A 26,086-nucleotide genomic window follows, 5' to 3' on the forward strand; every position below is an offset into this window, starting at 1 on the left:
CAGATATAGCCCGGCAAGCCTGCTGGACTGACCCCGAACTATCCGCTTTGTGTAAGCAACGGCGCTCTAAACACAGGAGGCTATTACCATGTTATAACAGCGCTGGAGCTGAAATGACTCTCTTACAGGACCGGCTTTCTGGCGGTCCCTCTGAAACCTGATCAGGCAATAAACCTCTTCGAAACCCTAACTCTTCTGTTAGATACAAGAGAGAGCGTTCCTGTGATAAAAACTCGATTTTAACCTTAACAATTCTAAACATGTTTAACGTTTTTTTAAGAAATGAAATGCTATTAATTTATTGATATTTTATAAAAAATATTTTTTCAGGCTGGATATATAAAAGCGTATGCATGCCATAAGACACTTCATATCGAAGCTACAGTCTTTTAAACATCGCATCGTGGGGGTCTCTATCCAGAACAGTGTATGGCAGTTTTGATGCCCTGGTTCAGCGATAAGAACAGTGAGCTTAAGTGCGTTGGTTGCGGGGGAAAAAGTAACCCAGGCGTAACCCCAAACAGGTTTTTAAAGACAGTGGCTTATGTAACTTTTTGATTGAAATGGTGCCGATAATAGGAGTCGAACCTACGACCTTCGCATTACGAATGCGCTGCTCTACCAACTGAGCTATATCGGCCCTGCAAGAGGTGTTCACGAGCGTGAATCACGAGGCAAAAGGTTAGAACTTAGCGGGCGATGCGTCAATAGCCAGTGGAATCAACTGCCTATTTTTGCATCGCCCGTTCTCATTTACGCACGAATGGTATCGTCGCCGAAACCAATCCACTTATAGGTGGTTAACGCTTCCAGCCCCATCGGGCCGCGGGCGTGTAGCTTCTGGGTGCTGACAGCCACTTCCGCGCCAAGGCCGAACTGGCCGCCGTCGGTGAAGCGCGTGGAGGCGTTCACGTAGACGGCGGAAGAGTCCACTTCATTGATAAAGCGGTTGGCGTTACGCAAGGTGCGGGTCAGGATGGCGTCGGAGTGCTGGGTGCCATGTTCCCGAATATGGGCGATAGCCTCATCCATATCGGCCACCACTTTGACGTTCAGATCCAGCGACAGATACTCGTCGTCATACTGCTCCGCTTTCACCGGCTCGACCTTCGCAGGGCCGTTTTGCAGCGCGGGCAGGGCGGAAGGGGCGGCGTGCAGGGTGACGCCGCTCTCGGCCATCTGCTTGCTCAACGCCGGCAGGAAGGTGTCGGCGATGTTGCGGTGTACCAGCAGCGTTTCCACGGTATTGCAGGTGCTCGGCCGCTGGGTCTTGGCGTTGACGATGATCTTCAGCGCAGGGGCGATCTCGGCGGTTTCATCAACGAAGATATGGCACACGCCAATCCCGCCGGTGATCACCGGGATCGTTGACTGCTCGCGGCACAGCTTGTGCAGGCCAGCGCCGCCGCGGGGGATCAGCATATCGATGTATTTATCCATCTTCAGCATTTCGCCCACCAGCGCGCGATCCGGGCTCTCAATGGCCTGTACCGCGGCGGCCGGCAGACCGCACTCCTGCAGCGCCTGCTGGATCACCTTCACCGTGGCGGCGTTGGTGCGCCAGGTCTCTTTCCCGCCGCGCAGGATCGCTGCGTTGCCGGTTTTCAGACACAGGGAGGCGACGTCGACCGTCACGTTGGGTCGCGCTTCATAAATCACGCCAATCACCCCCAGCGGGACGCGGCGACGTTCAATACGCAGACCGCTGTCCAGCAGCCCGCCGTCGATCACCTGGCCGACCGGATCGGCCAGATTGCACACCTGGCGCACATCGTTGGCGATGCCGCTCAGACGCGCCGGGGTCAGCGCGAGGCGATCAAGCATCGCTTCACTCAGGCCATTGGCGCGAGCTTCGGCTAAATCTTCCGCGTTGGCGCGCAGAATATCGTCGGTCTGCGCTTCCAGATAATCGGCGATCTTTTCCAGTACCTGGTTCTTTTCCCGGCTGGAGAGTAACGCCAGCTGCCAGGAGGCCGCTTTGGCGGCAATGCCCATTTGTTCCAGCATTTTCAGCTCCTTAACGGATGATCATATCATCGCGGTGGACGGCCACCGGGCCGTATTCATAGCCCAGAATGGCATCGATTTGCTGCGAGTGCTGGCCGGCGATAAGGCGCAGCGCATCGCTGTTGTAGCGGCTGACGCCGTGAGCGATATCGCGTCCTTCGCTATTACGGATGCGGATCACTTCGCCGCGGGAGAAGTTGCCGCTGACGATTTTGATGCCTTTTGGCAACAGCGAGCTGCCTCTTTCGAGGATCGCCTGAGTCGCGCCCGCATCGACGGTCAGTTCACCGGCCGGCGGGGCGCCGAAGATCCAGCGCTTACGGTTCTCCAGCGGAGACTCCTGAGCGTGGAAGCAGGTGCCTACCGGCAGGCCTTCCATCGCATGGCCGATGACGTCCGGGCGGTTGCCAGCGGCGATAATGGTATCAATCCCCGCGCGGCAGGCGACATCCGCGGCCTGCAGCTTGGTGCCCATGCCGCCGGTGCCGAGTCCGGAGACGCTGTCGCCGGCGATGGCGCGCAGCGCGTCGTCGATGCCGTAGACGTCTTTAATCAGCTCCGCCTGCGGGTTGCTACGCGGGTCGGCGGTGAACAGGCCTGGCTGGTCGGTTAACAGCAGCAGCTTATCCGCCCCGGCGAGGATCGCGGCCAGTGCGGAGAGATTGTCGTTATCGCCCACTTTGATTTCCGCGGTGGCGACGGCGTCGTTTTCGTTAATGACCGGGACGATGCTGTTATCCAGCAGCGCGCGCAGAGTGTCGCGGGCGTTGAGGAACCGTTCTCTGTCTTCCATGTCGGCGCGGGTCAGCAGCATCTGGCCAACGTGAATGCCATAGATAGAAAACAGCTGTTCCCACAGCTGGATCAGACGGCTTTGTCCCACCGCCGCCAGCAGCTGCTTGGAGGCGATGGTGGCGGGCAGTTCCGGGTAACCAAGGTGCTCGCGCCCGGCGGCAATGGCCCCGGAGGTCACGATGACAATACGGTGTCCCATGGCGTGCAGCTGTGCGCACTGGCGCACGAGCTCAACGATATGGGCGCGGTTCAGGCGGCGGGACCCGCCTGTTAAAACACTGGTGCCCAGTTTTACCACCAGCGTCTGGCTTTCACTCATGATTCTCTGCCGTTCAAAAGGAATATCGATATCGAGCTGATGTTGTAGCAGGAGTCGGCCCGCTTGCCAACACCCGGGGCGGCGGGCGCGCCATTTTATTGCGCGGGATCGGGCATTCTGGAGAGGGGATGTGACAAAAATATGTCAGATACATTTAAATACTCTTTTTTATAAAAAGTTCCACCTTGTCATAAATATTTAATCTCCCGGCGTTAAAAAACCTCCTGTTTTTGATGGGCGAGCGCCCGCAATTGAATAGCGCGTATAAATAAATCACCAGGACTGAATAATGAAAAAGAGTACTCTGGCATTAATGATGATGGGCTTTGTGGCTTCAACAGCGACGCAGGCAGCGGAAGTTTATAACAAGAACGCGAACAAACTGGATGTGTACGGCAAGATCAAAGCCATGCACTACTTCAGCGATTATGACAGCAAAGATGGCGATCAGACTTACGTGCGTTTCGGTATTAAAGGCGAAACGCAGATTAACGACGACCTGACCGGCTATGGCCGTTGGGAATCTGAATTCTCGGGCAACAAAACCGAGAGCGACTCGAGCCAGAAAACCCGTCTGGCATTCGCCGGGGTGAAGCTGAAGAACTACGGCTCCTTCGATTACGGTCGTAACCTTGGCGCCCTGTACGACGTGGAAGCCTGGACCGATATGTTCCCGGAATTCGGCGGCGATTCCTCTGCCCAGACCGATAACTTTATGACCAAACGCGCCAGCGGCCTGGCGACCTACCGCAATACCGATTTCTTCGGTCTGGTGGATGGTCTGGATATGACCCTGCAGTACCAGGGTAAAAACGAAGGCCGTGAAGCGAAGAAACAGAACGGCGACGGCGTTGGCACCTCATTAAGCTATGATTTCGGCGGCAGCGACTTCGCCGTCAGCGCGGCCTACACCAGCTCCGACCGTACCAACGATCAGAACCTGCTGGCCCGCGGCCAGGGTTCGAAAGCGGAAGCCTGGGCGACCGGCCTGAAATATGACGCCAACAATATCTACCTGGCGACCATGTATTCTGAGACCCGCAAAATGACCCCGATCAGCGGCGGTTTTGCCAACAAAGCGCAGAACTTTGAAGCGGTGGCGCAGTATCAGTTCGACTTCGGTCTGCGTCCGTCCCTCGGCTATGTGCTGTCGAAAGGGAAGGATATCGAAGGGGTGGGTAGCGAAGATCTGGTTAACTACATTGACGTGGGCCTGACCTACTACTTCAACAAAAACATGAACGCCTTCGTGGATTACAAAATCAACCAGCTGAAAAGCGATAACAAACTCGGCATCAACGATGACGACATCGTCGCGCTGGGTATGACCTACCAGTTCTGATTGACCGCAGAACCACCCGCCGCAGCCCTGGCTGCGGCTTTTTTTTAGCGGCGATTCTTCGCCAGATGCAGGGTGTCGCTGTTCATGGTGATCTGCGCGTTATACTCCTTCGGCAGACGACGCGCCTGATAGAACGCCGATTCCCAGTAAGGGTTGTCCAGCGAAGAGCGCATCACGCCCTGGCTGCTCGAGGCGTGAAGGAAATTATGATCGGTATCGTAAAAGCCAACGTGCATCCCGGCCCGGGTGCGGAAGAAAACCAGATCGCCGGGACGTAAATCGCGTTTATTGACCCGCACGCCCATGTGCAACAGCTCGCGGGTGGTGATCCGCTCCATCGGCAGGTTAAAGCGATCCTTCAACGTGCGCCAGACGAAACCCGAGCAGTCGACGCCGCTTTGTTCAGTACCGCCCCATTCATAGGGGGTTCCCTGCCAGGTGTGCATCTGATCATGCAGGGCCGCCACCACCGGGATCAGATCGTCCGATCCGCCGTCAATGGTCATATCCGCATGAGATTTTGTGTTCTTTGCCTGTTTCGGTGAGGAGGAGCATCCTGCCAACAACAAAAAAGGAATTAAAAAGAGAGCATGCGTCAGTTTTGGCTTCATATCGTTATTTTCGAAGTAGCAAGCAGACTGCTTTGTTTTATAGCCGATTAAAAAGAACGGCTGAATAAGCCGAGGCCGCCTTTACGTTTATTTACGATTAAAAATAAACAACCAGTCGAGAGATCACCCATAAAAGGCAGTTGTCACTTCCGAACGGCCTGTGCCAGGATTCTGATTAAACATTTCACGAGGCATTCCATGACGCATTACGCCATCTCTGGTGAGACTTTGCCCGGCGCCGCTTTCGACGCGGGGTGGATGACGTCTGCGCTTCATCATTGCTTCACCACGCTCTGCCCACCGCCTCCCCCTCCAGACCGGGTTGTTTTCGACGCTTAACGCCGTCTTTAGCAGGCGCTTACCTGCCGGTATGACGCTTGATACCTTGTGTTTGACGTTCTGGAGCATGCTATGCACGTTCGCTATTCTCTGCTCGCCTCGCAGGCGACAACGGCCATTTTTGTGCTGCTGTGGGGCAGCGCGGCCATCTTCACCCGCTGGGGACTGGACAACGCTTCGCCGATGGCGCTGCTGGTCTTTCGTTTTCTGATTGCCCTGGTCGCGCTGGCGCCGCTGGCCATCGTCCGTCGGCGCTGGCTACCCGCGCCGGGCACCCGCCTGCAGACAGCGGCCACCGGCCTGATGCTGATTGGCGGCTATTCGGTCTGTTACTTCGAGGCGATGGCTAACGGTGTGACGCCGGGACTTATCGCCACCATCATGGGGATCCAGCCCATCCTTACGCTTTGCGTGGTGGAGCGTCGCCTGCAGGGGCGGCGGCTGTCAGGGCTGCTGATTGCCCTGGCGGGGCTGGTGCTGCTGGTGTGGCGCAGCCTGGCGGCCTCGCCGATGGCGATGGTGGGGATCCTGTTTGCGCTGGCGGCTCTGCTGCTGATGACCTTTGGCGCGCTGTGGCAAAAGCGCAGCCGTCAGGCGCCGGCGGATGTCCTGCCGCTGCAGTACGCCGTCAGTCTGGGGCTGTGCCTGCTGATTGCCCCGGTCAGCGGCTTCCAGTTTACTGTTAACGCCGGGTTGATTATTCCGGTGCTGTTTCTCGGGCTGCTGATTTCGGTGGTCGCCCAGCTGCTGCTGTATCGTCTGCTGAGCGCGGGAAATATTGTCAATGTCACCAGCCTCTTTTATCTGGTGCCAGTGATCACGGCGCTACTGGATTATCTGCTGCTGGGCAACCGGCTGCCGGCGGCGGCGATGGTCGGTATGGTGGCGATCATCGGTGGGATCGTGCTGGTGTTCCGCACCGCGAAGGTCCGCGCCGGCTTATGGCGAGCCGGGCGCTTTGGCGTCCGGTTCATTTTCCTGTCATCTTTTTTACGCATGCTCCCGGCAGCTTATTTTGACCAGTAAGGGAAAGTACCATGGGCAACACGCTGACGATTTTTGATCTCGATAACACCCTGATACAGGGCGATAGCAGTACGGTCTGGAGCCAGTTTATGGTTCGCGAAGGGCTGGCAACGCAGAAGGGGTATCTTGCCCGCGAGGCGCGGCTAATGGCGGATTATGACCGGGGAGAGATGAATATCGCCGATTATGTGGCCCTGATCCAGGCGCCGCTGGCCGGAATACCGAAGTCGGACGTTGATGCGCTGGTGGCCCGCTGCGTGCGCGAGGCGATCCTGCCCCGGGTCTATCCGCAGGCGTGGGAGCTCATTCGTCGTCTGCGGGCCGAGGGGGAGCAGATGCTGATTATCTCCGCCTCGGTTAGCCTGCTGGTGCAGGCGGTGGCCGCCGCGCTGGAGATTGATCAGGCGCTGGGCATTGACGTGGAGATGGTCGACGGCGGCTACAGCGGGGTCATTGCCGGGATCCCTAGCTATCAGCAGGGGAAGGTGGCGCGTCTGGCGCAGTGGCGCGAGGCGCATCCGCAGTATGACGGCGAGGTGACTTTCTATACCGATTCCATTAACGATCTGCCGCTGTGCCTGCATGCGGATCGCGTGCGGCTGGTCAATCCCTGTCCGCAGCTGCAGGCGGCGGGTGCCGGATATGGCTGGCCGGTGCTGAGCTGGCGGCTGGAATAGCAACAACGGTGAATAAATTAACGGCAGGGCGCACGAACCCCTGGCCGGGTAAGGCGCAGCCGCCACCCGGCGGAATAACGGTACAAGCGTAAATTTCCCTGTGCATACTGCGCCTGGCAGGGCTACAACTTCTATGTTATTTCCGGACAGATAGCGCTCCCAATATTTTTTCTGCACTATGTCACTCATGGCGCAGGGAGCGCACAGGGGGCGGCCAGTCGCCGCCGCCCCCTGTACCCCCGGGCTCCGGCCAGCAACATCGCCACTGCGTGGTGCCTTCGACTTATCCCTGCAGGCTTCGGGTCGGGCCGAGGCAGCATCCCTGCAAAACACGGCCCTCAGCCCGCATCCATGCGGGCTGCCCCGGCCTTCCGGGAACGTCTCAGCGATGTTGAGGCCGCCAGTACCGGCAGTTTCAGTTGCCCCAGGCCCGGCGGTGAGTCAACAGCCAGTCCTGGACGAGTAGGCCGGATAAGGCGAAGCCGCCATCCGGCGCAAAGGTGTGCTAGCGTCCGCCCTGATACAGCGGCACCGCGGCGCCGCCGATATAGCGACGGCGCAGCCAGGCGGAAAGGGTGTCCATGATCATCACCACCGCCACCAGCAGCAGGGTGATAAACATCACCACATCCCAGTTCCACAGGCGCATGTTCTCGGCATAGATAAGCCCGATACCCCCGGCGCCGACGAAGCCCAGCACCGCCGCGGAGCGGGTGTTGGATTCAATCTGATACAGGCTCAGGGCGAGGAAGGTTGGGAACGACTGGGTAAAAATGCCAAAGCGATGCTTTTGCAGGCCGTTCGCGCCCACGGCGGTCAGCCCGCGCCCGGGCGAGCGGTCCACGGCTTCGTGTCCTTCCGCGTACAGCCGTCCCAGCAGACCGGTGTCCTGCATGATGATCGCCAGCACCCCAGCCAGCGGCCCGAGGCCGACCGCGCGCACGAAAATCAACCCCCAGATAGCCATGTCGATCCCGCGCAGCACATCAAACAGGCGGCGCATCAGCAGGGCAAGGGTCCCCAGCACCACGCCGCGCATGATGTTGCGGGCGGCAAAGAAGGAGAGCAGCAGCGCCAGCACCGTGGCGGTCAGCGTCCCGGCGAAGACGATAGCCAGGGTGATGCCGATTTGCGTGAAGTAATAGCCGAACGGCCAGTTCCAGAAGTCGTGCCAGACGAACATCCGCGCCAGGTAGCGGCCAATCTGCTGCAGACCGGTGGTCAGCTGCTCGCCGCTGATGCCAAACTGCAGAAAAAACCAGACGTAATAGAGCACGCAGGCCAGCGCCACCAGCCCGACGTAGCGCAGGTAGCGCCCCTGAACCTGATAGAGCTGTTTATGCTGCCGCCGGCTGGCGGCGATATCCGGTTGCATGTGCCAGACGCTCATTTCTTACCCTCCAGTACCCACAGGCGCAGACGACCGGACAGCATGTCCAGCGCCGACACCACCAGAATGATCAGCAGCAGGGTGATGCTCACCTGATCGTAGCGGTCGAGCTTGATATTGGTCATCAGCTCCTGGCCGATACCGCCCGCGCCCACCAGCCCGAGAATCGTCGACGAACGGAAGTTGATTTCAAGCCGCATAAAGCCGTAGGAGAGAAACAGCGGTTTCACTTGCGGCCACAGGGCGAAGCGGATTTTCTGCAGCGGCGACGCGCCGCAGGCCGCCAGGCCGCGTACCGGTTTGTTTTGCGCGCTCTCCACCGCCTCGTAGAACAGTTTGGTCAGGCTGCCGACGGTGTGCAGCATCAGCGCCAGAAAGCCCGGGATCGCGCCGATGCCGAACGCCATAACAAAGATCACCGCCCACGCCAGCTCGGGCATGGTGCGCAAAAACGCCACCAGTACCCGAATGGCAAAGCGTACCGGCGCCGGGGTCCAGGCGTTGTTGGCGGCGAGGAACGCGAAGATGGTGGCAATGGCGACTGCCACCAGCGTCGAGGCCAGCGCCAGCTGCAGGGTTTCCCAGATGAGCGGCAGCTGGATCGGCAGGCGATAGCCCCACCAGGCCAGCGAGCCTTTGGTCTGCACATCGGCGAACAGGTTACCGGCACTCAGAGGCGGAATGGTCTCTGCCATATAGTCAAAGAAGTGGGGCAGCGAGTGCCAGATGGTCAGCAGATTAAATTCTGCGGCGCTGCCGGCGGCAAAATAGAGCGCCAGCAGGAGTAACGACCAGCAGACGGTATCGCGCTTTTGCCGCGAGCGTACCTGCTGGTAATAGCGTTCAAATTCGGTGTGGGTCGTCTTCATGCGTCGGGGATCTTCAACGTAGCGCCGCCGCTCACCCTGTGGGCAAGCAGGCGGCGTTGAGGCAGGATTAACGCGCGCTCACCAGCTCGCGTTTCATGTCGATAATCTGCTGGAAGTCAGCCACGCTGCCCGGACCGATGTGCTGGGTACCGCCCATCGCTTTGATAAAGCAGGCGTGATCCTCGGTGTCCAGTTTTTTCACCGCCGCCACGACTTTCGCCTTAAAGTCCGCCGGCAGCGCATTGCTTACCAGGATCGGGCCGTTCGGGATCAGCGGTGATTGCCAGATAATGCGGATCTGCTTCATCAGATCCGGATGATCCATGCGAATCAGACGGTTGAACGCGCCGGTGGTGTAGCCGGTGTTGTAATCGCCGACCATCGAGGTCCAGGTGACCGCGCCCGCGAACTGGCCGTTCAGCACGCCGAGAATGTCCTGCTCGTGGCCGCCGGAGAAGGTGACGCTGGAGAAGGTATTGTTGTATTTGTTGTCGGCGTTTCCGCCAAATTTTTCTTTAAACGCATGGTTAGGGATCAGATACCCGGAAGTGGAATCCGGATCGGCGAAGCCGAAGGCTTTGCCTTTTAAATCGTCCAGCGTTTTGTACGGGGAGTCGGCTTTGACGATCACCACGGAGTGATAGCCGCGGGACTGATCTTTATCGTCCACGGCGATGCCGACGATATCCACGGCTTTCGGGTTATTGATATAAACCGAAGCGTAAGAGGAGGGGGACATGCTCAGCACCACGTCGACTTTGCCCCCCAGCAGACCCTGGATCACCCCGGAATAGTCGGAAGAGTTACGCAGTTTGGTATCCACGTTCAGCTCTTTATCGAGGAAGGTCTTCACACACTGGTTATCACCGATTTGCTGGGTGGCGTTCTGCCCGCCGAGAATGCCCAGATTCAGCTCTTTCGGCTGCGCTGCCGCCGCCTGCCATGCCATCATCATGCCCGCGACCACTGCGGATAAACGAACTGCGCCAGTCATATATTTTTTCATTATGTTGCCCGTGTGAGTGAAATTAATGCAATTGGCTAACTTCATCGCCGTACAGCTGCTGCAGCACATCCTGCGTCAGCCGGGAGGGGTGATCGTCAAAAATAAGCTGGCCGCTGGCGACGCCGATAACCCGGGTGCAGTAGGTCTTCACCAGCTCTACCGAATGCAGGTTTACCATCACGCTGATGCCCTGCTCGCTAATCTCGCGCAGCACATCCATGATGCGCTGGGTGTTTTTCGGATCCAGCGAGGCGACAGGTTCGTCGGCCAGCAAAATGCCGGGGTTTTGCATCAGTGCCCGGCAGATTGCCACCCGCTGCATCTGTCCCCCGGAGAGATTCTCCGCCCGCTGCAGCGCGTGCGGCAGCATGTTCATCCATTCGAGCAGCGCAATGGCGCGCGCCCGGTCGGCGGCGGGGAAAATTTTAAACAGCGACTTCAGGGTTGAAGTCTGGCTGAGGCGGCCAAGCAGGACGTTGGTGAGCACGTCGAGGCGCGGTACCAGGCAGAAGTCCTGAAAGATCATCCCGCACTGACTGCGCCAGGCGTTGAGTGAGCGGCCTTTCAGCTTTGAGACATCGTGTGGCATACCGACTTCCGGATAGCTAAGAATTTCACCGCCGCTGGCGCTGTGCGTACCATTAAGGACATGCAGGAGCGTCGATTTACCGGCGCCGGAGCGGCCAATGACCCCGACCATTTCACCGGCGTGCAGGTCAAAGCTGATGCCGTCCAGCACCTTGTGCTGAGCATGATAGGCTTTCGTCAGGTTACGCACGCTTAAGACCTTCCGCTGCAGGCCGGCATCGAGATCGGTGAACGGCTGGAAATCAGTTTCGGCCACCGCGGCAAGAGAGCTGTTCATAAGAGTGTCCAGGTTCGTCATTAACTGGGCACTATTAATAGGTCTTTATATGAAATTTCGATGACGGTATTGCGAACAAAGCGTGAACAGGCGGGAAAAGGCGGGGATGACAGGCCGACCGCGCGGCTTGCTGACCGCTGGCGAAGCCTTGAAAAGCGGCTATGCTTTCGGGGGGCGCGAAGGCAGGCGCAGCCGTGACGGCAGGCACCTATCGGCAAAACTCGTTTTATCTTGCTAATGAGGTCTGTTTAATCGAATAGATAATGCTTCTACCTTTGTTTAGCATTCATCATTCCGCAGAATTAACATATGCATAACTATTTTGTGCGGCAGGTTAATCTATTCATGTGACTTATGAATTGGTAAATCATCCTGGTTATTGCTTATATTCAGATTTATATTCTTTATTTTGTTGTTAATTTGGTTTATTTGACAACTCCAGCCTGCTCCTCATTAAGAATATTCCTAACATAATAGGGCGAAGATCCTGGGTAATATAAAGCACAAGTAAGAATTGAGGGTAATATTGCCAATAACCTCATGAAAATAAATGTCTTTTTCCACTCCTCAAAAATCCGATATTTTCAGTTTTTGTAAATATTGACCCAGGCACGAAATTGATTGCCTGTCCGCGTGTTGACACTCCATAGGAAAAAACTTAAATTCAACGCCATGCAGAAATAATTAAAATTAAACCCGGCTTATCAAATATTGATAAGTAATGCGTGTCTTATTTAATGGCGATTTATTAAAGGAAGCGAATACGCCAGTTAACTTTGTAGGCCTGGCAAACAGTGAAGTTGTAAAAATGATTACTTCAAGGACTATGAGGTTAAAAACTATATGGAATATAAATGCTGTTCCGATAAGTACATTTGGTCTGCCCATGACTCCTACTTCTATAAAGGACTATCCGAACTCATTCTGGATATCGATGAATTAATTTATCTGTCGCAGGAGAAGATTAGAAAGGATTTTGTGTTTATCAATCTCAACACGGCTTCTTTAAATGAATTTATCAGGCGCGATAGCGAATGGCTATCCGCGGTAAAGGGGAAACAGGTCGTATTGATTGCGGCCAGGAAATCAGAAGCCTTAGCAAATTACTGGTATTACAATAGCAATATTCGCGGCGTGGTATATGTTGGCCTGAGTCGCGATATTAGAAAAGAACTGGCCTACGTAATTAATGGCAGATTTCTCCGCAAAGATATTAAGAAAGATAAAATTACTGACCGGGAAATGAAAATAATCCGCATGACCGCTCAGGGCATGCAGCCGAAATCGATCGCCAGAATTGAAAATTGTAGCGTGAAGACAGTATATACCCATCGGCGCAATGCTGAGGCCAAACTGTATTCCAAAATATATAAGTTAGTTCAGTAACACCTAGGCAATATTGTTTTTTAAATGGTTCACCGGGACATCATGTCCTTAATTCAACTCAGGATGAAAAAGCGATGAAAAAAAAGGTTCTGGCAATAGCTCTGGTAACAGCGTTTACCGGTATGGGTGTGGCGCAGGCTGCTGACGTAACGGCTCAGGCTGTTGCGACCTGGTCGGCGACCGCTAAAAAAGACACCACCAGCAAGCTGGTTGTGACCCCGCTCGGCAGCCTGGCATTCCAGTACGCCGAAGGCATTAAAGGCTTTAACTCGCAGAAAGGTCTGTTTGACGTGGCGATTGAGGGTGACGCAACGGCGACCGCCTTTAAGCTGACCTCGCGCCTTATCACCAACACCTTAACCCAGCTGGACACTTCCGGCTCCACGCTGAGCGTGGGTGTGGATTATAACGGCGCCGCGGTCGAAAAAACGGCAGATACCGTGATGATCGATACCGCTAACGGCGTGCTGGGCGGCAACCTCAGCGCGCTGGCTAATGGCTACAACGCCAGCGGCCGTACCACCGCGCAGGATGGTTTCACTTTCTCCATCATTAGCGGCACCACCAACGGCACCACCGCAGTGACCGATTACAGCACCCTGCCGGAAGGGATCTGGAGCGGCGACGTCAGCGTCCAGTTCGACGCCACCTGGACCAGCTGATCCTTCTGATGCACCAGCAGGGGGGGCTCCCCCTGCTTTTTTCACGGACGGAATTGTTATGAAAAAGCACCTTCTGGCTCTCGGGCTGCTGCTTGCCGGGGTGTCGCCGGCGCAGGCGCTGGATGTCGGCGATATCTCATCTTTTATGAACAGCGGCAGCAGCACGCTGAGCAAAACAATCAAGAACAGCACAGACAGTGGTCGACTGATCAATATCCATCTCGAACGGCTCTCTTCCCCGCTGGATGGTGGGCAGGTTATCCCGATGGATAAACCGGATGAGGTGCTGCTTACCCCCGCCAGCCTGCTGCTACCCGCCCAGGCCAGCGATGTGATCCGCTTCTTCTACAAAGGCCCGGCGGATGACAAAGAGCGCTACTACCGTATTGTCTGGTTCGATCAGGCACTCAGCGATGCCCAGCGCGATAACGCCAACCGCAGCGCGGTAGCGACGGCGTCCGCTCGCATCGGCACCATCCTGGTGGTGGCGCCGCGTCAGGTGAATTACCGCTTTCAGTACGCCAACGGCTCTCTGACCAACACCGGGAATGCGACGCTGCGGATCCTCGCCTACGGCCCTTGCCTGAAGGCCGCCGACGGTAAGGAGTGTAAAGAGAATTACTACCTGATGCCGGGTAAATCGCGCCGTTTTACGCAGGTGGACACGGCGAATAAAAAAGGACGGGTTGCGCTTTGGCAGGGTGAGCAGTTTGTTCCCGTGAAATAGACAGTTGTGCAGATGGATAACGACGATGCCTCTACGACGGATTTCCCCAGGACTGAAAACGCAGCTTGCCTTCGGCATGATCTTTTTGTTCGTTCAGCCCGACGCCAGCGCTGCTGCCGTACGTGCCCAGCAGATTGGCGGGGTGATTATTCCGCAGGCCTTCAGCCGGGCGCTGCAGGACGGTATGAGCGTCCCGCTCTATATTCATCTTGCCGGCAGCCAGGACACCCGTGACGATCAGCGGATCGGCAGCGCCTTTATCTGGCTGGACGACGGCCAGCTGCGTGTCCGGCAGATCCAACTGGAGGAGAGCGAGGGGAACGCCAGCGTCAGCCAACAGACCCGACAGCAGCTGATCGGCCTGGCCAACGCCCCGTTCAGCGAGGCACTCACCATTCCCCTGACCGACAGCGCGCAGCTGGATCTCAGCCTGCGCCAGCTGCTGCTGCAGCTGGTGGTCAAACGCGAGGCGCTGGGCACCGTGCTGCGCTCGCGCAGCGAAGATATCGGTCAGTCCAGCGTGAACACCCTCAGCAGCAACCTGAGCTATAACCTCGGCGTCTATAACAACCAGATGCGCAATGGCGGGAGCAACACCTCCAGCTACCTGTCGCTGAACAACGTCACCGCGCTGCGGGAGCATCACGTGGTGCTCGACGGCTCGCTGTACGGGATCGGCAGCGGTCAGCAGGACAGTGAATTATATAAGGCCATGTATGAGCGCGATTTCGCCGGCCACCGCTTTGCCGGCGGGATGCTCGACACCTGGAACCTGCAGTCCCTGGGACCGATGACCGCTATTTCGGCCGGCAAGATTTACGGCCTTTCCTGGGGGAATCAGGCCAGCTCCACCGTCTTCGACAACAGTCAGTCGGCCACGCCGGTGATTGCCTTTTTACCGGCGGCGGGCGAGGTGCATCTCACCCGTGACGGCCGGTTGCTGAGCGTCCAGAACTTCGCCATGGGCAACCATGAAGTGGATACCCGCGGCCTGCCGTACGGTATTTACGACGTGGAAGTGGAGGTGATCGTTAATGGTCGGGTGGTCAGCAAACGCACCCAGCGGGTCAATAAGCTGTTCAGCCGGGGACGCGGCATCGGCGCGCCGCTGGCGTGGCAGGTATGGGGCGGCAGTTTCCATATGGATCGCTGGTCGGAAAGCGGCAAAAAGACCCGGCCGGCAAAAGAGAGCTGGCTGGCAGGCCTCTCGACCTCCGGGTCGCTCAGCACCCTGAGCTGGGCGGCAACGGGCTATGGCTACGACAACCAGGCGGTGGGGGAAACCCGCCTGACGCTGCCGCTGGGCGAGTCGATCAACGTTAACCTGCAGAATATGCTGGCCAGCGACAGTTCCTGGAGCAGCGTCGGCAGCATCAGCGCTACGCTGCCGGGAGGCTTCAGTTCAGTGTGGGTCAACCAGGAGAGAACCCGCATTGGCGATCAATTGCGGCGCAGCGATGCCGACAACCGGGCGATCGGTGGCACCCTCAACCTGAACGCGCTGTGGTCGAAGCTGGGGACGTTCAGCGTCAGCTACAACGATGACCGCCGCTACAACAGTCATTACTACACTGCGGATTACTATCAGACGGTCTACAGCGGCGCGTTTGGATCGCTCGGCCTGCGGGCGGGGATCCAGCGCTATAACAATGGCGACAGCAGCGCCAACACCGGGAAATATATCGCTCTCGATCTCTCGCTGCCGCTGGGCAACTGGTTCAGCGCCGGGATGACCCATCAGAACGGCTACACCATGGCTAACCTCTCAGCGCGCAAGCAGTTTGATGAAGGCACTATTCGCACCATCGGCGCCAATCTGTCGCGGGCCATCTCCGGCGATACCGGGGATGACAAAACCCTCAGCGGCGGAGCGTATGCCCAGTTCGACGCCCGCTACGCCAGCGGCACGCTGAACGTCAACAGTGCGGCGGACGGCTACGTCAACACTAACCTCACCGCCAGCGGCAGCGTCGGCTGGCAGGGCAAAAACATCGCCGCCAGCGGACGAACTGACGGTAACGCCGGAGTGATCTTCAACACCGGGCTGGAGGACGATGGTCAGATTAGCGCCAGGGTTAACGGGCGGATTTTCCCGCTCAGCGGCAAGCGTAACTACCTGCCGCTCTCTCCCTATGGCCGCTATGAGGTGGAGCTGCAGAACAGCAAAAACTCGCTCGATAGCTACGACATCGTCAGCGGGCGTAAGAGTCATCTGACCCTTTATCCGGGCAACGTCGCAGTGATTGAGCCAGAGGTGAAGCAGATGGTCACCGTCTCCGGTCGTATTCGTGCAGAAGACGGCACGCTGCTGGCGAATGCGCGGATTAACAACCATATCGGCCGTACCCGGACCGATGAAAACGGCGAGTTTGTCATGGACGTGGATAAGAAATACCCCACTATCGATTTCAGCTACGGCGGCAATAAAACCTGCGAAGTGGCGCTGGAGCTCAGCCAGGCACGCGGCGCCGTCTGGGTCGGGGATGTGGTCTGCAGCGGCCTCTCGTCGTGGGCGGCGGTGCAGCAGACAGGAGAAGAGAATGAAAGTTAATGCACTGATGGCGCTGGCGATCCTCGCGCTGCTTTGGCCGGCAGCCGCACTCAGGGCGGCGGTGACCAAGACCACCTGGTCGGATGCGCCGGCGCGCGAGTTTGTGTTTGTTGAAAACAACTCCGACGACAACTTTTTCGTCACCCCCGGCGGGGCGCTGGATCCGCGTATGACCGGCGCTAACCGCTGGACCGGCTTAAAATACACCGGCTCCGGCACCATTTATCAGCAGAGTCTCGGTTATATCGATAACGGCTACAACACCGGGCTCAATGCCAACTGGAAGTTTGATATGTGGCTGGAAAACTCGCCGGTTTCGCACCCCTTAACCGGCCTGCGCTGCATCAACTGGTACGCCGGGTGCGATATGGCCACCAGCCTGATCCTGCCGCAAACCACCGACGCCAGCGGGTTTTATGGCGCGACGGTGACCAGCGGCGGCGCGAAGTGGATGCACGGCATGATGTCGGACGCGTTTTATCAATATTTGCAGCAGATGCCGGTCGGCGGCAGCTTTACGATGACCATCAATGCCTGTCAGACCTCGGTGAACTACGATGCCAGCAGCGGTGCGCGCTGTAAGGATCAGGCCTCCGGTAACTGGTATGTGCGCAACGTCACCCACACAAAAGCCGCGAACCTGCGGTTGATTAATACCCACTCGCTGGCGGAGGTGTTTATCAACAGCGACGGCGTGCCGACCTTGGGAGAAGGGAACGCCGACTGCCAGACGCAGACCATCGGCAGCCGCGCAGGATTAAGCTGTAAGATGGTCAACTATACCTTGCAGACCAACGGCTTAAGCAACACCTCGATCCATATTTTCCCGGCGATCGCCAACTCGTCGCTGGCCTCGGCCGTCGGGGCGTACGATATGCAGTTCAGCCTCAACGGCAGCTCCTGGAAGCCGGTGAGCAATACCGCTTATTACTACACTTTCAACGAGATGAAGAGCTCAGACTCGATCTATGTTTTCTTCTCCAGCAACTTCTTTAAGCAGATGGTGAATCTCGGGATCAGCGATATCAACACCAAGGATCTGTTCAACTTTCGCTTTCAGAACACCACCTCGCCGGAGTCAGGCTGGTATGAGTTTTCCACCTCCAACACGCTGATTATCAAGCCCCGTGATTTCAGCATCAGCATTATCTCGGACGAATATACCTCGGCGCCGTCGCGCGAGGGATATGTCGGCAGCGGCGAACCGGCGCTCGATTTCGGCTACATCGTCACCACCAGCGGTAAAACGGCCGCCGATGAAGTGCTGATCAAGGTGACCGGACCGGCGCAGGTGATTGGCGGGCGTTCCTACTGTCTCTTCAGCTCTGATGACGGTACGGCGAAAGTGCCGTTCCCGGCGACGCTCTCTTTTATCACCCGCAGCGGCACGACGCAGACCTACGATGCCGGGTGCGATGACAGCTGGCGGGATATGACCGATGCGCTGTGGCTGACCACGCCATGGACCGATATCTCCGGCGAAGTGGGGCAGATGGATAAGACCACGGTGAAATTTTCGATTCCGATGGATAACGCCATTTCGCTGCGGACGGTAGACGATAACGGCTGGTTTGGCGAAGTCAGCGCTTCAGGAGAGATTCATGTCCAGGCGACGTGGCGCAACATTAACTAAGGCCCTGCTGACGGTGGGCTGCCTGCTGGCAGCGCCGCTGGCTCAGGCGATCTCGGTCGGTAACCTGACCTTTTCCCTGCCGGCCGAAGCGGATTTCGCCAGCAAACGGGTGGTCAACAACAATAAAAGCGCGCGGCTGTACCGCATCGCCGTCAGCGCCATCGATCGCCCGGGCGGCAGCGAAGTCCGCTCCCGGCCGGTGGATGGCGAACTGCTGTTCGCCCCCCGCCAGCTGGTACTGCAGGCAGGTGAGAGCGAGTATTTTAAATTTTACTATCATGGGCCGCGGGATAACCGCGAGCGCTACTATCGGGTCTCGTTTCGCGAAATCCCCACCCGCAACCTGACGAGGCGCAGCCCGACCGGCGGCGAGGTCAGCATGGAGCCGGTGGTGGTGATGGATACCATTCTGGTGGTGCGCCCACGCGAGGTGCAGTTTAAATGGTCTTTCGATAAGGTGGCCGGGACGGTGAGCAACACCGGCAATACCTGGTTCAAGCTGCTGATTAAACCCGGATGCGATTCGACCGAAGAGGAGGGGGACGCGTGGTATCTGCGTCCTGGCGACGTGGTTCGCCAGCCGGCATTGCGCCAGCCGGGGAACCACTATCTGGTTTATAACGACAAATTTATTAAGATCAGCGATACCTGCCCGGTGAAGCCCCGTCCCGCGGAGTGACCCTTATCCGGTGGTCGCGCGGCGGGTAAAACGCCGGCTGGCCAGCAGGCTCAGACCGCAGCACAGCAGGTAGTACACCGCGCCGGTGAAAACGAAGATCGCCAGGGGATAGATTTGCACCCGGTTGTTGACCTGACCGGCCACGGTGGTCAGCTCCGGGACGTTGACGATAAACGCCAGCGACGTGTCTTTCAGCAGGCCGATAAAGATCCCCACCAGCGAGGGCTGAACATTGCGCAGCGCCTGCGGGAGCAGCACCAGGCGCAGCGTTTGCCCGGGGGCGAACCCCTGGGTCAGCGCCGCCTCATACTGTCCTTTCGGCAGCGACTGCAGCCCGGCCAGCACCGAGTGCATCACCGAGGCGGCGGTAAACCACGCCAGCGCCAGGGTCACGGTCACCGCGCCGGGCAGATCGCCGCCGGTCAGCATCGGCAGCAGATACCACAGCCAGAAGATGACAAATATCAGCGGGATGCCGCGAATAATTTCCGCCCACAGAAACAGCAGACGCCGCACCAGCCCGCCGTAGCGCCAGGCCAGGCCCGCCAGCGCAATGCCTCCCGGCAGCGCCAGCAGGGTGGCGCCGATGGCCATCAGCAGGGTCAGCGCCACGCCGCCGGGCTGGCCCTCCGCCAGTCGGCCCCACAGCAGGTAATCGAGGTTATCGGCGATCACCGCCAGATTAGCGTTCATGTTGGGCGCTCCGTTGCAGTTTTCTTCCCGGGCCGAGACGCGTTAGCGCCACGCCCATCGCCACCCCCAGCGCCAGGTACAGCGCGGTACCGACGGCAAACGCCTCCAGGGCGTGCGCGTTATAGCTCTCAATCTGTCGTACCTGATAGGTCAGTTCCGCAAAGCCGATGCCGCTGGCCAGCGATGAGAGTTTCATCAGGTTAAGATACTGGCCGACAATCGGCTGCCAGGCGTTGGCCAGCCCCTGCGGCAGGAGGATAAAGCGCAGCTCCTGCCACGGCGTAAAGCCCTGCGACAGCGCGGCTTCCCGCTGCCCGTGGCTGACGGCGCGCAGTCCGGAGGCGATCTCTTCCACCAGAAAGGCGGAGGTAAAGACCCCCAGCCCCCACATCGAGCAGAGGAACTCCGGTGTCAGCCACCAGACGTTACCCGGCAAAATGGACCAGGCGTGTTCGTCGTTCACCACCTTCTTCACCGCCAGCGGCAGCAGGTTCCAGGCGGCAAAGTACCAGAACAGCAGCTGGACCAGCAGCGGGGTGTTGCGAAACAACGAGACCCACGCGGCCACCAGTCCGCGCCCCGCGCGGCCGCCGCCGAGGCGCAGGGCCAGCAGCAGGACCGCCAGCAGGGTGGCGAGCAGGATCCCGGCGACGCTGACCCAGACGGTGGTGAGAAAACCAGAGATAATCCATTGCAACGGCTGCCCGCTCAGGACGCCGTGCCAGTCAAGCATCGGCGTCACTCGAGGCTCTCCTGGTGCAGCGGATCCAGCACCTTCTGCAGAAAACGCCGTGCGCGGGCATGCTGCGGATGGGCGAAAAACTCAGCCGGCGGGGCGACCTCGAGAATGTCGCCGCCGTCGATAAACACCACCCGGTCGGCAATTTCCCGGGCAAACTGCATCTCATGGGTCACCACCAGCATGGTGATCCCGCTGTGGGCGAGGGTTTTCATCACCTGCAGCACTTCGCCGATCATCTCCGGGTCGAGCGCCGAGGTGGGCTCATCGAACAGGATAATCTGCGGCGAGGAGGCCAGGGCGCGGGCGATCGCCACCCGCTGCTGCTGGCCGCCGGAGAGCTGCGCCGGCATCTGCTGCGCTTTTTCTTCCAGTCCGACCTGGCGCAGCAGCGCCAGCGCTCGCTCCTGAGCCGCACTTTTCCCCCAGCCGTGAACGCGCTCCAGCGCCAGCGTGATGTTCTCCTGCGCCGTCAGGTGGGCGTAAAGGTTGAACTGCTGGAAGACAAAGCCGACGCGGCTGCGCAGCTGGCGCAAGGCGCTGCCGCTCAGCCGGCTGGTCGGTTTATCGTCGATCAGGATCTCGCCGCCGCTTAAGGATTCGAGCTGGTTGATCAAGCGGATCAGCGTCGATTTTCCCGAACCGGAAGGGCCGAGGATCGCCACCACTTCGCCGGGCTCGACCTGCAGGTTGATGGCGTTTAGCACCTGATGATCGCCGTAGCGCTTGGCCACATCACGGAACGTAATGCTGGCGCGCTGCAGACGTGAAAAATCCGCGGCCGGGGCCGCGGAGTGGGAGAGTAAACCCGAGAACATATTATTTCGCTTCTATGGTAAAGGCGCGCGGCTGCGGCGTTTTAGTGGCAGGTCCAAACCAGACATCATAGATTTTCGCGGCTTCGCCGGTTTTCTCCAGCTTCACCAGCTCATCGTTAACGGCTTTCAACAGGGCCGGTTCGCCTTTCTTCACGCCCACGCCAATCTCTTCTTTGCTGAGCAGGTCGGGCAGAATTTTAAACTTGGCTTTATCCGGCGCTTCCGCCAGCAGACCGGCGAGGATGGTGCTGTCCTGGGTGATGGCCTGGACGTTGCCGTTGCGCAGGGCGGTCAGGGCCAGCGGAATATCGTCATAGGAGAGGACGCGAGCCTGCGGGAAACGCTGGTGCAGGGCTTGCTCGCCGGTGGTGCCTTTCACCGCGCCGATGCGCGCTTTGCTGTACTCATCGAGCTTATCCGGAGAGCCGGCCGGCACGAGGAACTGCTGGCCGGTGACGAAATACGGCGTCGAGAAATCAATAACCTGGGCCCGCTCCGGGGTGATGGTTATGTCGGCGACGATCAGGTCGGCTTTGCCGGACTGCAGCAGCGGAATACGGTTGGCCGGGTTGGTGGCCACCAGCTCGAGTTTGACGCCGAGCGCTTTCGCCAGCGCCTGGGCAAAGTCGACATCATAGCCGACGATATGGTGGGTTTTGGCATCCACGGAGCCGAACGGCGGGTTGGCGTCGAAGGTGGCGACTTTCACGACGCCGGCGGCTTTGATGTCAGCCAGCTGGTCTGCCTGTGCCTGAGACGCGAGCAGCAGCATACCCAGCGCCAGTGCAATTTTTGTGGTTTTATTGCGCATGTTTTTTCCCCTGAATCCCTGTTTTGTTTTGTGGACATCACGCTCCCACAAATTCCCCGTCGGCGGCAAAGAAGAAAAAATTCTTATCTATAACGAAAAAGAACTTAACAAACCTGTGGGTATTCTTTATGCGCCGCTGGCGTTTTACCGGCGCGGCAACGATTGCCGGGCGGTTCCCTCTCCCTCCGGAGAGAGGGGGAGGGGTAGGGGTAATTTTCCGTTCATCGTGCGCATGGGCGTTAGCCCCGCGGTGTATACCGGGGCTGTAACGATTGCCGGGTGGTTCCCTCTCCCTCAGGGAGAGGGTTAGGGTGAGGGGATAGGAGCGGGAGTAATATGCGCCAGCCAGGATTGCAAATTCGGAATTAATATTTCCCGCGCCCGGCCAACTGTGGTTGAAATAGACCCAGGCGATTCGCTTCCCGACAGAGGAGAAAATGAAAGTGGCATTGTGGCAACGATTAACGGGCTGGCTGGCTTTTTTGTCCAACGGTGAAGCCGGACAGCAGGATACCCAGCGCGTCATGGAGGCGATACTGCCGGTGGCCAGCCTCTACGGCGTGGACATTGGCAACGTGGAAACCCGGTGGTTCCGTCATGATAAGACATACTGAGCGACGCAGGACGCGAGAAGCCTACTGGAACGAGGTGTGCTTTGTGTAGCAAGAGACTGCCTGAGGTTGCGGCAACACAGGATGCGCCGCCGCAGCCCAGGCAGTTTTGACCACGCTTATCCCCCCAGATACATCCGCTTAATTTCCGGGTTAGTCAGCATCTCCCGCGCCGCGCCTGACAAGGTGATCCGGCCATTCTCCAGGACATACGCCCGATCGGCGATAGCCAGTGCTGCCGTCGCATTCTGCTCCACCAGCAGCACCGTCATATTCTCTTCGCGCAGTTGCTTAATGATGCCGAACAGCTCGCCGACAATTTTCGGCGCCAGCCCGAGGCTCGGTTCATCCAGCATCAATAACACCGGCTCGCTCATCAGCGCCCGGGCGATGGCCAGCATCTGCTGCTCGCCGCCGCTCATGGTGCCCGCCATCTGATGGCGTCGTTCCTTGAGCCGAGGAAAGAGGGCGTACATGCGATCGCGCAGGCGGGTGTAGCCGGCGAGATTATTGTAAGCGCCCATGCGCAGGTTCTCTTCGATAGTCAGGTTGGTAAAGACCCGACGTCCCTCCGGCACCAGCGCCAGCCCGCGGCGTACAATCTGGTGGGTCTGGCTGCGTGAGATATCGTCGTTGAGGAAGCTGACGCGCCCGCTGGAGCGCACCAGGTTGACGATCCCGTTGAGGGTGGAGGTTTTACCGGCGCCATTGCTGCCGATCAGGGTGACGATCTCCCGGTCATAGACGTCGATATCAACGCCTTTCAGCCCCTGGATCACGCCGTAAAAGACCTTCAGTTCCCGGGCGTTAAGCATAATTGGCTTCTCCCAGATAAGCGGAAATGACGTCAGGATGCTGGATCGCCTCGGCCATCAGGCCGCTGAACAGCGGCTTACCATACTCCAGCACCATCACCCGCTCGCACAGGCGATTGACGAAGGGCATATCGTGCTCAATCAGCAGGACGCTGAGCTGATAGTCATGTCGCATGCGGAAGATCAGCTCCGCCAGGTCCTCGGTTTCCTTCGGGTTCATCCCGGCGGCCGGCTCATCGAGCAGCAGCAGCTTCGGCGCGGTGGCCAGCGCGCGGGCGATCTCCACTTTGCGCTGGTTGCCATAGCTCAGATTTGTGGCCTGCATATGGGCGAAGTGGGCGATGCCGATGTCCTCCAGGATGGCCATGGCTTTGGCCTTCGCCGCCCGCTCGGCCGGAAAGTAGCGGCCAATATGCAGAGCTGCCTCCAGCAGCGAGTAGCGGCTGGCGCGGTCGAGCCCGACCATCACGTTCTCCAGCACCGTCATGGAGTTAAACAGACGGATATTCTGGAAGGTACGGGCGATCCCGGCGTTCACCACCTGGTTGGGCTTCAGCCCCTTCAGCGACGTACCCGCCAGGGTGACGTTGCCGCTGGTGGGTTTATAGTTGGCGGTGATGACGTTAAACAGGGTGGTCTTGCCCGCACCGTTAGGGCCGATAAGGCCAAAGATCTCCGCTTCATCAACATGGAAGCTGACGTTGTCGATGGCCCGCAGGCCGCCAAACTGCATGGTGACGTCCTGCACCTGCAGGATAACGTTATTTTCCGCCATAGCTGCTGTTCCTTCTTCCCATCTGCCAAATCTCTTTTTTCCCCAGCAGCCCTTCGCGGGCGAAGAGCATGATGATCAGCAACAGCAGGGAGAAAACCACCATTCGCAGGCCCGGATAGGCGCCGAGATCGTGACCGAAGAACTGTAGCGGCTGGTCGAGGAAGCGCAGCCATTCGCCGCTGCCGACCACCAGTACGGTGCCGAGCAGGGCGCCGGTGGTGCTGCCGAGCCCGCCGAGGACGATAATAATCAGCAGCTGGAAGGTGAGCATAAAGTCGAACAGCCCCGGGGAAATAGTGGTCAGCAGCGAAGCCAGCAGACCGCCGCCGATCCCTTCGAAGAAGGCGCTGGTGGCGAAGGCGCAGGTTTTGATGCGGAAGGTGTTGACCCCCATGGCGATCGCCGCATCTTCATCGTCGCGAATGGCTTTCATCATCCGGCCATACTTCGACCACACCAGCTGAAGGATCATGCCGGTGGCCAGCAGGGCGAACAGCCCGCACCAGAACAGGAGATGCGGCTGCTGCGGAATATCGTTCAGCCCGATGGCGCCGTTGGTGATTTGCGGATTGTTAATAGCGAGGATCTTGATGATAAACCCAAAGCCGAGGGTGACAATGGCCAGGTAGTCGCCACGCACCCGGAAGACCGGCACGGCGAGGCACACCGCCAGCGCCGCCGCGCACAGGCCGCTTATCAGCAGGGCAGGGAGGAAGCCTGCGTGCAGGCTGAGGATCCACGGGCTGGGGGCGGCCATTTCAAACATGTCTACCTTGCTGTCGCTGGAGAGGATCAGCAGGGCGGTGACGTAGGCGCCCACCGCCACGAAGCCGTTCGGCTCCAGCGACAGCTGGCCGGTCACGCCGTTGATCAGGTTGTAGCTGACCGCAAGGATCATAAAGATAAAAATGGTGCTGATGACACGAACAATGTAGTCATTGAAAACCACGTTGATTCCGGCCAGCAGCGCGATACAGATGACAATAATGGCCAGGTTGCGCAGCTGCGCCCCGGCGGTCGTCGTCGCGTTGAGCATCAGAAACGGCTCCTTTCCAGACGTTCGTCGCCCATAATGCCGACCGGGCGGAACAAGAGGACCAGAATCAAGAACAGGAAGGCGAAAGCATCTTTATAGCCGCCCAGTTCGGGGAAGATCGCCACGGCGACCACTTCGGTAAAACCGAGGATAAAGCCGCCCAGCACCGCGCCGGTGACGCTGCCGATCCCGCCCAGCACGGCGGCGGCGAAGGCCTTCAGGCCGATAAGCACGCCCATCAGGGGATCGATAGTGGGGTAGCTGATGGAGTAGAACACGCCGCCGAGCGCCGCGAGACTACTGCCGAGGGCGAAGACCAGGGAGATGATCCGGTTGGCGTCAATGCCCATCAGGCGCACGGTGTTGACGTCAAAGGCCACCGCGCGGATCGCCATCCCATAACGGGTGCGGTACAGCAGCCAGAGGATCGCCAGCAGCAGCAGGACGGTGATCAGCGGCACAATCCACGCCACGTTGGTAATGATGACGCTGCCGAAGGCGCGGGTCTGGTTGAAAAAGTCAGGGGCGGAGAAGAAGCGTGAGCTGCCGCCGAACAGCACGTTAAACAGGTTTTCGAGGAAGAAGCTGACGCCGATGGCGGTGATCAGCATGGAGATTTTCGAGGCCTGACGCAGCGGACGATAGGCGACCCGGTCAATCAGCATACCAAACAGGCCGCACAGCCCGAGGGTCAGGAAAACGGCTACCCCGAAGGGTAGCCCAACTGAAGAAAATAAAAACAGCGTACTAAACGCGCCGACCATCATCACGTCCGCATGGGCGAAGTTGATCAGCCGTAGCACGCCATAAACCATCGTATAACCGATGGCAATCAGGGCGTACATGCCCCCAAGACTCATTCCATTGACCACTTGCTGGAGAAAAATGGCGCCGTCCATTTTGT

General features: G+C 58.5%; 24 protein-coding genes, 1 tRNA gene and 1 pseudogene. 10 read left to right on the forward strand and 16 right to left on the reverse strand.

Translation table 11 applies throughout. From position 1 onward, the window contains the following. Nucleotides 1–564 precede the first annotated feature (564 nt). The 3 genes from SPE70_RS04825 to proB all read right to left on the reverse strand — a co-directional run bounded on the left by SPE70_RS04825 (nucleotide 565) and on the right by proB (nucleotide 3,121). Nucleotides 565–640: transfer RNA gene (locus SPE70_RS04825), tRNA-Thr, on the reverse strand. 113 nt (nucleotides 641–753) lie between these two features. Further along, a complete protein-coding gene (gene proA / locus SPE70_RS04830) occupies nucleotides 754–2,007 on the reverse strand; it encodes a glutamate-5-semialdehyde dehydrogenase (RefSeq protein ID WP_008805305.1) in 1,254 nt (417 codons plus the stop codon). Between the two features lie 10 nt (nucleotides 2,008–2,017). Continuing rightward, entirely contained in the window at nucleotides 2,018–3,121 is a 1,104-nt protein-coding gene (gene proB, locus SPE70_RS04835) for a glutamate 5-kinase (protein ID WP_008805306.1), read from the reverse strand. A gap of 289 nt (nucleotides 3,122–3,410) precedes the next feature. Here proB and phoE point away from each other — a divergent pair, with 289 nt between their 5' ends. Continuing rightward, entirely contained in the window at nucleotides 3,411–4,463 is a 1,053-nt protein-coding gene (phoE, locus tag SPE70_RS04840) for a phosphoporin PhoE (protein WP_008805307.1), read from the forward strand. 44 nt (nucleotides 4,464–4,507) lie between these two features. Here the strand turns inward: phoE and SPE70_RS04845 are convergent, their stop codons facing one another. Further along, complete coding sequence (locus SPE70_RS04845) at nucleotides 4,508–5,074, reverse strand: NlpC/P60 family protein (protein WP_004222859.1); 567 nt, start codon at nucleotides 5,072–5,074, stop codon at nucleotides 4,508–4,510. 411 nt (nucleotides 5,075–5,485) lie between these two features. Between SPE70_RS04845 and SPE70_RS04850 the strand changes: the two are divergent. Then, a pseudogene (locus SPE70_RS04850) lies at nucleotides 5,486–6,352 on the forward strand (DMT family transporter); the annotation flags it as partial. A gap of 98 nt (nucleotides 6,353–6,450) precedes the next feature. Continuing rightward, entirely contained in the window at nucleotides 6,451–7,116 is a 666-nt protein-coding gene (locus SPE70_RS04855) for an HAD family hydrolase (protein WP_012542740.1), read from the forward strand. Nucleotides 7,117–7,621: 505 nt separating this feature from the next. Here SPE70_RS04855 and phnE (SPE70_RS04860) read toward each other — a convergent pair. The 4 genes from phnE (SPE70_RS04860) to phnC all read right to left on the reverse strand — a co-directional run bounded on the left by phnE (SPE70_RS04860) (nucleotide 7,622) and on the right by phnC (nucleotide 11,246). Continuing rightward, nucleotides 7,622–8,506: a phosphonate ABC transporter, permease protein PhnE gene (gene phnE, locus SPE70_RS04860; RefSeq protein WP_012968865.1), complete on the reverse strand. Its 885-nt coding sequence runs from the start codon at nucleotides 8,504–8,506 to the stop codon at nucleotides 7,622–7,624. Continuing rightward, a complete protein-coding gene (gene phnE, locus SPE70_RS04865; RefSeq protein ID WP_012968864.1) occupies nucleotides 8,503–9,375 on the reverse strand; it encodes a phosphonate ABC transporter, permease protein PhnE in 873 nt (290 codons plus the stop codon). The genes phnE (SPE70_RS04860) and phnE (SPE70_RS04865) overlap by 4 nt, the downstream gene beginning before the upstream one ends. Nucleotides 9,376–9,442: 67 nt before the next feature. Further along, nucleotides 9,443–10,381, reverse strand: a complete 939-nt coding sequence (phnD, locus tag SPE70_RS04870) for a phosphonate ABC transporter substrate-binding protein (RefSeq protein WP_032691132.1) — start codon at nucleotides 10,379–10,381, stop codon at nucleotides 9,443–9,445. Nucleotides 10,382–10,403: 22 nt separating this feature from the next. After that, entirely contained in the window at nucleotides 10,404–11,246 is an 843-nt protein-coding gene (phnC, locus tag SPE70_RS04875; RefSeq protein WP_040973090.1) for a phosphonate ABC transporter ATP-binding protein, read from the reverse strand. An 843-nt stretch (nucleotides 11,247–12,089) separates the two neighbouring features. On the opposite strand from phnC, the gene ecpR reads away from it, so the two are divergent. From ecpR to SPE70_RS04905, 6 genes are all read left to right on the forward strand, one after another. Beyond that, nucleotides 12,090–12,632, forward strand: coding sequence for an ECP biosynthesis operon DNA-binding transcriptional regulator EcpR (ecpR, locus tag SPE70_RS04880; protein WP_008805314.1), 543 nt, complete (start codon nucleotides 12,090–12,092; stop codon nucleotides 12,630–12,632). A 74-nt stretch (nucleotides 12,633–12,706) separates the two neighbouring features. Further along, the gene (gene ecpA, locus SPE70_RS04885) at nucleotides 12,707–13,294 is read left to right on the forward strand and encodes a common pilus major fimbrillin subunit EcpA (protein WP_012542737.1); all 588 of its coding nucleotides are present in this window, start codon (nucleotides 12,707–12,709) and stop codon (nucleotides 13,292–13,294) included. Between the two features lie 58 nt (nucleotides 13,295–13,352). Then, nucleotides 13,353–14,021 (forward strand): EcpB family pilus assembly chaperone, encoded by a 669-nt coding sequence (locus SPE70_RS04890; protein WP_023339636.1) that lies wholly within the window; start codon nucleotides 13,353–13,355, stop codon nucleotides 14,019–14,021. A gap of 25 nt (nucleotides 14,022–14,046) precedes the next feature. Then, nucleotides 14,047–16,572 carry a fimbrial usher EcpC gene (gene ecpC / locus SPE70_RS04895; RefSeq protein ID WP_012542736.1) on the forward strand — a complete coding sequence of 842 codons (2,526 nt, stop codon included), beginning with the start codon at nucleotides 14,047–14,049 and terminating at the stop codon, nucleotides 16,570–16,572. Continuing rightward, nucleotides 16,562–18,205 carry a fimbrial adhesin EcpD gene (ecpD, locus tag SPE70_RS04900; RefSeq protein WP_012968862.1) on the forward strand — a complete coding sequence of 548 codons (1,644 nt, stop codon included), beginning with the start codon at nucleotides 16,562–16,564 and terminating at the stop codon, nucleotides 18,203–18,205. The genes ecpC and ecpD overlap by 11 nt, the downstream gene beginning before the upstream one ends. Continuing rightward, the gene (locus SPE70_RS04905) at nucleotides 18,174–18,884 is read left to right on the forward strand and encodes a fimbria/pilus periplasmic chaperone (RefSeq protein WP_032732575.1); all 711 of its coding nucleotides are present in this window, start codon (nucleotides 18,174–18,176) and stop codon (nucleotides 18,882–18,884) included. The genes ecpD and SPE70_RS04905 overlap by 32 nt, the downstream gene beginning before the upstream one ends. A gap of 3 nt (nucleotides 18,885–18,887) precedes the next feature. Here the strand turns inward: SPE70_RS04905 and SPE70_RS04910 are convergent, their stop codons facing one another. The 4 genes from SPE70_RS04910 to SPE70_RS04925 are packed head-to-tail and all read right to left on the reverse strand — an operon-like array spanning nucleotide 18,888 to nucleotide 21,945. Beyond that, on the reverse strand, nucleotides 18,888–19,577 hold the full coding sequence (locus SPE70_RS04910; protein WP_012968861.1) for an amino acid ABC transporter permease: 690 nt from the start codon (nucleotides 19,575–19,577) through the stop codon (nucleotides 18,888–18,890). Further along, on the reverse strand, nucleotides 19,567–20,319 hold the full coding sequence (locus SPE70_RS04915; RefSeq protein WP_168443364.1) for an amino acid ABC transporter permease: 753 nt from the start codon (nucleotides 20,317–20,319) through the stop codon (nucleotides 19,567–19,569). Before SPE70_RS04915 ends, SPE70_RS04910 begins: the two co-directional genes overlap by 11 nt. After that, a complete protein-coding gene (locus tag SPE70_RS04920) occupies nucleotides 20,316–21,134 on the reverse strand; it encodes an amino acid ABC transporter ATP-binding protein (RefSeq protein WP_008805322.1) in 819 nt (272 codons plus the stop codon). Before SPE70_RS04920 ends, SPE70_RS04915 begins: the two co-directional genes overlap by 4 nt. Before the next feature lies 1 nt (nucleotide 21,135). Further along, on the reverse strand, nucleotides 21,136–21,945 hold the full coding sequence (locus SPE70_RS04925) for an ABC transporter substrate-binding protein (RefSeq protein ID WP_002890106.1): 810 nt from the start codon (nucleotides 21,943–21,945) through the stop codon (nucleotides 21,136–21,138). A 437-nt stretch (nucleotides 21,946–22,382) separates the two neighbouring features. Here SPE70_RS04925 and SPE70_RS04930 point away from each other — a divergent pair, with 437 nt between their 5' ends. Next, nucleotides 22,383–22,559 carry a hypothetical protein gene (locus tag SPE70_RS04930; RefSeq protein ID WP_012542732.1) on the forward strand — a complete coding sequence of 59 codons (177 nt, stop codon included), beginning with the start codon at nucleotides 22,383–22,385 and terminating at the stop codon, nucleotides 22,557–22,559. 116 nt (nucleotides 22,560–22,675) lie between these two features. On the opposite strand, the gene SPE70_RS04935 is transcribed toward SPE70_RS04930, so the two are convergent. From SPE70_RS04935 to SPE70_RS04950, 4 genes are read right to left on the reverse strand one after another with little or no spacing between them, the layout of a single operon-like run. Then, entirely contained in the window at nucleotides 22,676–23,371 is a 696-nt protein-coding gene (locus tag SPE70_RS04935; protein ID WP_004204908.1) for an ABC transporter ATP-binding protein, read from the reverse strand. Next, nucleotides 23,364–24,146: an ABC transporter ATP-binding protein gene (locus SPE70_RS04940; protein WP_008805323.1), complete on the reverse strand. Its 783-nt coding sequence runs from the start codon at nucleotides 24,144–24,146 to the stop codon at nucleotides 23,364–23,366. Before SPE70_RS04940 ends, SPE70_RS04935 begins: the two co-directional genes overlap by 8 nt. Next, complete coding sequence (locus SPE70_RS04945) at nucleotides 24,133–25,182, reverse strand: branched-chain amino acid ABC transporter permease (RefSeq protein ID WP_008805324.1); 1,050 nt, start codon at nucleotides 25,180–25,182, stop codon at nucleotides 24,133–24,135. Before SPE70_RS04945 ends, SPE70_RS04940 begins: the two co-directional genes overlap by 14 nt. Further along, nucleotides 25,182–26,081 (reverse strand): branched-chain amino acid ABC transporter permease, encoded by a 900-nt coding sequence (locus SPE70_RS04950; RefSeq protein ID WP_002890128.1) that lies wholly within the window; start codon nucleotides 26,079–26,081, stop codon nucleotides 25,182–25,184. The genes SPE70_RS04945 and SPE70_RS04950 overlap by 1 nt, the downstream gene beginning before the upstream one ends. Between the last annotated feature and the right edge of the window lie 5 nt (nucleotides 26,082–26,086).

This window comes from Klebsiella sp. ZJOU C1, from assembly GCF_035620215.1.
GTDB lineage: Bacteria > Pseudomonadota > Gammaproteobacteria > Enterobacterales > Enterobacteriaceae > Klebsiella > Klebsiella variicola.

Coding starts and splice junctions, on each gene's coding strand:
- phnE (WP_012968864.1), bottom strand. CDS start 9,375: ATGAAGACGACCCACACCGAATTTGAACGCTATTACCAGCAGGTACGC.
- SPE70_RS04845 (WP_004222859.1), bottom strand. CDS start 5,074: ATGAAGCCAAAACTGACGCATGCTCTCTTTTTAATTCCTTTTTTGTTG.
- phnE (WP_012968865.1), bottom strand. CDS start 8,506: ATGAGCGTCTGGCACATGCAACCGGATATCGCCGCCAGCCGGCGGCAG.
- SPE70_RS04940 (WP_008805323.1), bottom strand. CDS start 24,146: ATGGCGGAAAATAACGTTATCCTGCAGGTGCAGGACGTCACCATGCAG.
- ecpC (WP_012542736.1), top strand. CDS start 14,047: ATGCCTCTACGACGGATTTCCCCAGGACTGAAAACGCAGCTTGCCTTC.
- SPE70_RS04925 (WP_002890106.1), bottom strand. CDS start 21,945: ATGCGCAATAAAACCACAAAAATTGCACTGGCGCTGGGTATGCTGCTG.
- proA (WP_008805305.1), bottom strand. CDS start 2,007: ATGCTGGAACAAATGGGCATTGCCGCCAAAGCGGCCTCCTGGCAGCTG.
- phnD (WP_032691132.1), bottom strand. CDS start 10,381: ATGAAAAAATATATGACTGGCGCAGTTCGTTTATCCGCAGTGGTCGCG.
- SPE70_RS04910 (WP_012968861.1), bottom strand. CDS start 19,577: ATGAACGCTAATCTGGCGGTGATCGCCGATAACCTCGATTACCTGCTG.
- SPE70_RS04945 (WP_008805324.1), bottom strand. CDS start 25,182: ATGCTCAACGCGACGACGACCGCCGGGGCGCAGCTGCGCAACCTGGCC.
- ecpD (WP_012968862.1), top strand. CDS start 16,562: ATGAAAGTTAATGCACTGATGGCGCTGGCGATCCTCGCGCTGCTTTGG.
- SPE70_RS04890 (WP_023339636.1), top strand. CDS start 13,353: ATGAAAAAGCACCTTCTGGCTCTCGGGCTGCTGCTTGCCGGGGTGTCG.
- SPE70_RS04930 (WP_012542732.1), top strand. CDS start 22,383: ATGAAAGTGGCATTGTGGCAACGATTAACGGGCTGGCTGGCTTTTTTG.
- ecpA (WP_012542737.1), top strand. CDS start 12,707: ATGAAAAAAAAGGTTCTGGCAATAGCTCTGGTAACAGCGTTTACCGGT.
- ecpR (WP_008805314.1), top strand. CDS start 12,090: ATGGAATATAAATGCTGTTCCGATAAGTACATTTGGTCTGCCCATGAC.
- SPE70_RS04935 (WP_004204908.1), bottom strand. CDS start 23,371: ATGCTTAACGCCCGGGAACTGAAGGTCTTTTACGGCGTGATCCAGGGG.
- SPE70_RS04950 (WP_002890128.1), bottom strand. CDS start 26,081: ATGGACGGCGCCATTTTTCTCCAGCAAGTGGTCAATGGAATGAGTCTT.
- SPE70_RS04855 (WP_012542740.1), top strand. CDS start 6,451: ATGGGCAACACGCTGACGATTTTTGATCTCGATAACACCCTGATACAG.
- phnC (WP_040973090.1), bottom strand. CDS start 11,246: ATGAACAGCTCTCTTGCCGCGGTGGCCGAAACTGATTTCCAGCCGTTC.
- proB (WP_008805306.1), bottom strand. CDS start 3,121: ATGAGTGAAAGCCAGACGCTGGTGGTAAAACTGGGCACCAGTGTTTTA.
- phoE (WP_008805307.1), top strand. CDS start 3,411: ATGAAAAAGAGTACTCTGGCATTAATGATGATGGGCTTTGTGGCTTCA.
- SPE70_RS04920 (WP_008805322.1), bottom strand. CDS start 21,134: ATGTTCTCGGGTTTACTCTCCCACTCCGCGGCCCCGGCCGCGGATTTT.
- SPE70_RS04905 (WP_032732575.1), top strand. CDS start 18,174: ATGTCCAGGCGACGTGGCGCAACATTAACTAAGGCCCTGCTGACGGTG.